The sequence below is a fragment of the Primorskyibacter marinus genome, assembly GCF_003313245.1.
GTDB lineage: Bacteria > Pseudomonadota > Alphaproteobacteria > Rhodobacterales > Rhodobacteraceae > Primorskyibacter > Primorskyibacter marinus.
The window spans coordinates 99,963-106,622 of record NZ_QJSD01000011.1 but is presented as its reverse complement, the minus strand read 5'-3'; the positions used below and the strand labels follow the sequence as shown (position 1 = coordinate 106,622).

The 6,660-nt window shown below is 61.4% G+C and carries 5 protein-coding genes; all 5 read left to right on the top strand.

The features are described from left to right. Positions 1 to 1,788: acetate--CoA ligase (acs, locus tag DMZ65_RS13640; RefSeq protein ID WP_116599434.1), on the top strand; the 1,788-nt coding region annotated here is incomplete at its 5' end. 5 nt (positions 1,789 to 1,793) lie between these two features. Then, complete coding sequence (locus DMZ65_RS13635) at positions 1,794 to 2,480, top strand: adenylate kinase (protein ID WP_116599447.1); 687 nt, start codon at positions 1,794 to 1,796, stop codon at positions 2,478 to 2,480. Positions 2,481 to 2,579: 99 nt separating this feature from the next. Beyond that, positions 2,580 to 2,867, top strand: coding sequence for a DUF4212 domain-containing protein (locus tag DMZ65_RS13630; RefSeq protein ID WP_116599433.1), 288 nt, complete (start codon positions 2,580 to 2,582; stop codon positions 2,865 to 2,867). Between the two features lie 3 nt (positions 2,868 to 2,870). Continuing rightward, entirely contained in the window at positions 2,871 to 4,655 is a 1,785-nt protein-coding gene (locus DMZ65_RS13625; protein WP_116599432.1) for a sodium:solute symporter family protein, read from the top strand. Positions 4,656 to 4,764: 109 nt separating this feature from the next. After that, entirely contained in the window at positions 4,765 to 6,588 is a 1,824-nt protein-coding gene (locus tag DMZ65_RS13620; RefSeq protein ID WP_116599431.1) for a DUF294 nucleotidyltransferase-like domain-containing protein, read from the top strand. The last annotated feature ends 72 nt before the right edge of the window (positions 6,589 to 6,660 follow it).

Sequence of the window (6,660 nt, the reverse complement as noted above, 5' to 3'; positions counted from 1 at the left end):
AAGGAGACGGATTTCACGCTTGGCAATGTCTCGATCAACTGGTTCGCCGATGGCACGCTGAACGTGGCGGCCAATTGCGTCGATCGGCATCTGGCGACGCGCGGCGATCAGACCGCGATCATCTTCGAGCCGGACAACCCCGAGGAAGACGCCAGGCACATCACCTATCGCCAGCTGCACGGGCATGTGTGCCGCATGGCCAATATCCTTGAAACGCTGGGCGTGCGCCGCGGCGACCGGGTGGTGATCTACCTGCCGATGATCCCCGAGGCCGCCTATGCCATGCTGGCCTGCGCGCGGATCGGTGCGATCCATTCCATCGTCTTCGCGGGCTTTTCCCCCGATGCGCTGGCCGCACGCGTCAATGGCTGCGACGCCAAACTTGTCATCACCGCCGACGAGGCTCCGCGCGGTGGCCGCAAGACCGCGCTGAAATCCAATGCCGACGCCGCCCTGCTGCATTGCAAGGACAGTGTGAAATGCCTGGTGGTCAAGCGCACCGGCGGGCAGACCACCTGGATCGACGAGCGTGACTTTGACTATAACGAGATGGCGCTTGAAGCCTCCGATGTCAGCCGGCCCGCCGAAATGGGGGCCGAGGATCCTTTGTTCATTCTGTATACCTCCGGGTCGACGGGTCAGCCGAAAGGAGTTGTGCACACAACAGGTGGATATTTGGTTTACGCCGCCATGACCCATGAAATCGTGTTCGATTACCACGAGGGCGATGTCTTTTGGTGCACGGCAGATGTTGGGTGGGTGACGGGCCACTCATACATCATCTATGGGCCCCTGGCCAATGGTGCCACCACTGTCATGTTCGAGGGCGTGCCGACATATCCCGATGCCAGCCGGTTCTGGCAGGTCTGCGAGAAGCATAAGGTGAACCAGTTCTACACCGCGCCGACGGCGATTCGCGCGCTGATGGGACAGGGTAACGATTTCGTAACCGGTGCCGATCTATCGTCGCTGCGAATCCTTGGGACGGTGGGCGAACCGATCAACCCCGAGGCCTGGAACTGGTATAATGACGTGGTGGGTCAGGGCCGCTGCCCGATCGTCGATACCTGGTGGCAGACCGAAACCGGCGGGCACCTGCTGACGCCGCTGCCCGGCGCGCATGCGACCAAACCGGGTGCCGCGATGAAGCCGTTTTTCGGCGTGGTGCCGGTGGTGCTGGACCCGCAGACGGGCGAGGAAATCGATACCAGCCCGACCGAAGGTGTGCTGGCGTTGAAAGACAGCTGGCCGGGCCAGATGCGCACCATCTGGGGTGACCATGAGCGGTTCGAGAAGACCTATTTCTCGGATTACAAAGGCTATTATTTCTCGGGCGATGGCTGTCGCCGCGACGCGGATGGCGATTACTGGATCACCGGGCGCGTCGATGACGTGATCAACGTGTCGGGCCACCGGATGGGCACGGCAGAGGTTGAATCGGCGCTGGTCGCCCATGCCAAGGTGGCCGAGGCCGCCGTGGTCGGCTATCCGCACACGATCAAGGGCCAGGGCATCTATTGCTATGTCACCCTGATGAACGGGATCGAGCCGTCCGACGAGCTGATGAAAGAGCTGCGCACATGGGTCCGCACCGAGATCGGCCCCATCGCCAGCCCCGACCTCATCCAATGGGCCCCCGGCCTGCCCAAGACACGCTCCGGCAAGATCATGCGCCGCATCCTGCGCAAAATCGCCGAAAACGACTACGGATCCCTCGGCGACACATCAACACTCGCAGACCCAACCGTCGTCAACGACCTCATCGATAACAGAATGAACCGGGCGTGATGGCGATGGATGGCGCGAACACCCCCGCAATCGCCCCGGTTCTGATCCTGCTTGGCCCTCCGGGAGCCGGAAAGGGCACCCAGGCCAGGATCCTCGAAGACAGGTTTGGTCTTGTGCAACTGTCCACCGGCGACCTGCTGCGCGCAGCCGTCGCCGCTGGCACCGATGCCGGCAAGCGCGCCAAGGCGGTGATGGAAACGGGCGGTCTGGTCAGCGATGACATCGTCATTGCGATCCTGCGCGACCGTCTGGCCGAAGCCGACTGCGCCAAGGGCGTCATCCTGGACGGCTTTCCGCGCACCACGGTGCAGGCCGAAGCGCTTGATGCGTTGCTGGCGGAAAGCGGCCAGCAGATCAACGCAGCCATCAGCCTGGAGGTGGACGATGCGGAAATGGTCACCCGGATCTCGGGCCGGTTCACCTGCGGCACTTGCGGCGAGGGCTATCACGACAGGTTCAAACCACCGACCAAGGCCGAAACCTGCGACAAATGCGGCGGCACGGATATGAAACGTCGTGCCGACGACAATGCCGAAACCGTTGTCAGCCGGCTGGAAGCCTACCACGCCCAAACCGCCCCGCTGATCACCTATTATGACGAAAAGGGGGCGTTGCACCGGGTTCCGGCGATGGGTGCAATCGACGAAATCTCGGCAGATCTGGCCAAGGTCGTGTCCAAAGCCACCGGCTGAGCCGCACCCGGTCAGCCCGACAGAATTCCCCGTCCGGAAACGGGCGGGCACCACGGCGCCCGGCAACGGGCATTAACGAGAAAGAGGAGGTCTCACATCATGGCGGATAAAACACCGCAAAGTGCTGCATCAGCGACCGAAGCCGATAAAGGCTATTGGGCGTCGAATGTACGCATCATCATCATCAGCCTGATCATCTGGGCAATCGTGTCTTTCGGGTTCGGCATTCTGCTGCGCCCTGCCCTGTCTGGCATCTCGGTCGGCGGTTCCGACCTGGGCTTCTGGTTCGCGCAACAAGGCTCGATCCTCGTCTTTCTGGCGCTGATCTTCTTCTACGCCTGGCGCATGAACAAGCTCGACCGTGAATTCGGCGTCGAGGAGGAATAATACATGGATCAATTTACCATCAACCTGCTGTTTGTGGGCGCAAGCTTCGCGCTTTACATCGGCATCGCGATCTGGGCCCGCGCCGGGTCCACTTCGGAATTCTATGCAGCGGGCCGCGGCGTTCATCCGGTCACCAACGGCATGGCCACGGCGGCCGACTGGATGTCGGCGGCCTCTTTCATCTCGATGGCGGGTCTTATCGCGTTTGTGGGCTATGACAACTCCACCTATCTGATGGGCTGGACCGGCGGTTATGTGCTTCTGGCGCTGCTTCTGGCACCCTATCTGCGCAAGTTCGGCAAGTTCACCGTCTCCGAATTCATCGGCGACCGATTCTACAGCCCGACGGCCCGCATGGTTGCGGTTGCCTGTCTCATCATCGCCTCGACCACCTATGTGATCGGACAGATGACCGGCGTGGGCGTGGCCTTTGGCCGTTTCCTTGAAGTGTCCAACACAACCGGTCTGCTCGTCGGAGCGGTCATCGTGTTTGCCTATGCCGTTTTCGGCGGCATGAAAGGTGTGACCTACACGCAGGTGGCGCAATACTGTGTGCTGATCCTGGCCTACACCATCCCGGCGATCTTTATCTCGCTTCAACTGACCGGCAACCCGATCCCGGCGCTGGGTCTGTTTGGCGATCACGTCGCAAGTGGCGAACCGCTGCTGACAAAGCTTGACCAGATCGTTCGTGAACTGGGCTTCAGCGAATATACCGCCCATCACACCGACACGCTTAACATGGTGCTGTTCACGCTGAGCCTGATGATCGGCACTGCCGGTCTGCCCCATGTCATCATGCGTTTCTTCACCGTTCCCCGCGTGGCCGACGCCCGCTGGTCGGCCGGTTGGGCGCTGGTGTTCATCGCGCTGCTGTATCTGACGGCCCCGGCTGTCGGCGCAATGGCTCGCCTGAACATCACAGAGCTGATGTGGCCCAACGGCACGGATGGCGAAGCCGTTTCGGTGCAGATGATTGCCGAAGATGACGAGTATGACTGGATGGCCACCTGGCAGAAAACCGGTCTTCTCGGCTTTGAGGACAAGAACGGTGACGGCCGCATCCAGTATTACAACGATGCCAATCCCGAAATGCAGGCCAAGGCGGCAGAAAACGGCTGGGAAGGCAATGAGCTGACCAACTTCAACCGTGATATTCTGGTGCTTGCGAACCCTGAAATTGCCAACCTGCCGGGTTGGGTGATCGGCCTGGTTGCGGCGGGTGGTCTTGCGGCCGCGCTTTCAACGGCTGCCGGTCTGCTTCTGGCAATTTCCTCGGCTGTCAGCCACGACCTGATCAAGGGTCAGCTGAATCCGTCGATCTCGGAAAAAGGCGAGCTGTTGTCGGCGCGTATCGCCATGGCGGTTGCCATTGTTGTGGCCACCTATCTGGGTCTCAATCCTCCGGGGTTTGCCGCGCAAACCGTGGCGCTCGCCTTTGGTCTTGCCGCGGCGTCGATCTTCCCGGCGCTGATGATGGGCATCTTCTCGAAGAAGGTGAACAACGTGGGTGCCGTGGCCGGGATGTTGGCAGGTCTGGTTGTGACGCTGGTCTACATCTTCCTGCACAAGGGTTGGTTCTTCATCCCCGACACGAACAGCTTCACCGATGCTGATCCGCTGTTGGGCACCATCCAGTCGACATCCTTCGGCGCGGTTGGGGCCATGATCAACTTCGTCGTGGCCTATGTCGTTGCCGGCATGACCAAGGAGACCCCGCAGGAGATCAAGGACCTGGTCGAAAGCGTCCGGTTCCCCCGTGGTGCCGGCGCGGCCCAGGACCACTGATCGTGGACAGGCCGGGACCATGCCGGTCCCGGTCTACGCCCCAAGCTTTCGCTCCTGTCCGGACACGTTCGGGCAGGAGTTTCTTTGAAATGACGGGACGGACAGACCCATGACCCTCACTCCGGACGAGCTGAAACGCTTTCTCGATGGCATCCATCCTTATGACACCCTGCCCGCCCCCCGGCTTGAGGCGATCCTGCCCGAAATTCGGCAGGAAACGGCATCGGTCGGAACCTCGATCTACGAATTGGGCGATGACCTTCAGGGTCTTTATATCATTCATCAGGGCGAGGTAGAGATCCAGGACGCAAATGGCGTTCAGGTGTCCCTGCTCGGCCCAAGAAATTCTTTTGGCGAGCGTGGCTTGCTGCGTGGCGGGGTGGCAGTGACACAGGCTCGCGCGGTCACGGACAGCCTGCTTCTGGTGCTGCCGCGCGATGTTCTGGTGCAGTTAATCGACGACAGTGACACCGCCGCACGTTTCTTCAACAGGAAGGGTCCGGTCCGTCCACGCCGCCATGATCTTGCCACCACCATGGTCGACACACTGATGGCGCGTCAGCCCGTCACCTGCCCCCCCACCGCCACGGTGCAGGACGTCGCCCGGCAGATGCGCAAGGCACACACCTCGTCTGTCTGCGTCACCGACGCCAGCAAATTGACCGGCATCGTCACCTCGCGCGATCTGGCGGAAAAGGTGGTGGCCGAGGGGTTGCCCGCCACCACGCCTGTGGCACAAGTGATGACCCCGGACCCCGTGACATTGTCGCCCTCCTCCATCGGATCGGACGTTCTGCACATGATGCTTGAACGTCGCATCGGCCATGTGCCGGTGACAGAGGCCGGTCTTTTGGTCGGCATCGTCACCCAGACCGATCTGACCCGGTTCCAGGCGATCAGTTCCGCCGAATTGGTGGCCGAGGTTTCCAGCGCCGAAGATGCCGCGCGCATGGCCGAGATCACCGCCCGCATCCCGCGCCTTTTGGTGCAACTGGTGGCAGGCGGCAACCGGCACGAGGTTGTAACTCGGCTGATCACCGACATTGCCGATACCGCCACACGGCGCCTGCTGACGCTGGCCGAGCAAGCCATCGGCCCCGCGCCGGTGCCCTATCTTTGGCTGGCCTGTGGCAGTCAGGGCCGTCAGGAACAGACCGGCGTCAGCGATCAGGACAATTGCCTGATCATCGACGATGCCGTGACCGAAGCGCAAATGGCCTACTTCCACGACCTCGCGCAGTTTGTCTGCGACGGGCTGAACACCTGCGGCTATGTCTATTGTCCTGGCGACATGATGGCCAACAACCCCCGCTGGTGCCAGCCGCTGAAGGTCTGGCAGGGCTATTTCCAAGGCTGGATCAACCGCCCCGATCCAGAGGCACAGATGCTGGCCAGCGTGATGTTTGACCTGCGCCCGATCGGCGGAACCACCTCGCTGTTTGACGGGCTGCAAACCGAGACGCTGAAAGCCGCCTCCGACAACTCGATCTTCGTGGCGCATATGGTGACCAACTCGCTGAAACATGCGCCACCCCTGGGGCTGCTGCGCGGTTTCGCCACAATCCGTTCGGGCGAGCACAAGAACCATGTCGATCTGAAGCATAACGGGGTCGTGCCGGTGGTCGATCTTGGGCGGATCTACGCCCTTCGGGGGCAGCTTACACAGGTCAATACCCGCGCGAGATTGGCATCTGCGATCGCGGCGGGGGTGTTGTCGGCATCAGGTGGGCAGGACCTTCTGGACGCTTACGATCTGATTGCAGAGCGGCGCTTGGCGCATCAGGCCGCTCGGGTTCGCGGAGGGTCCGCGCCGAACAACTATCTGTCGCCTTCGGATCTGTCGGATTTTGAACGCAGCCATCTGCGTAACGCCTTTGTCGTGGTCAAGACGATGCAATCTGCCATCGGGCATGGCCGCGGAATGCTGGGATAGCGCTGGCACGTCAGCCAAAAATAGCATTGCTTTCCTGTCGTTTCGGGGGAGAGTCATCAATACGGGCAGGCT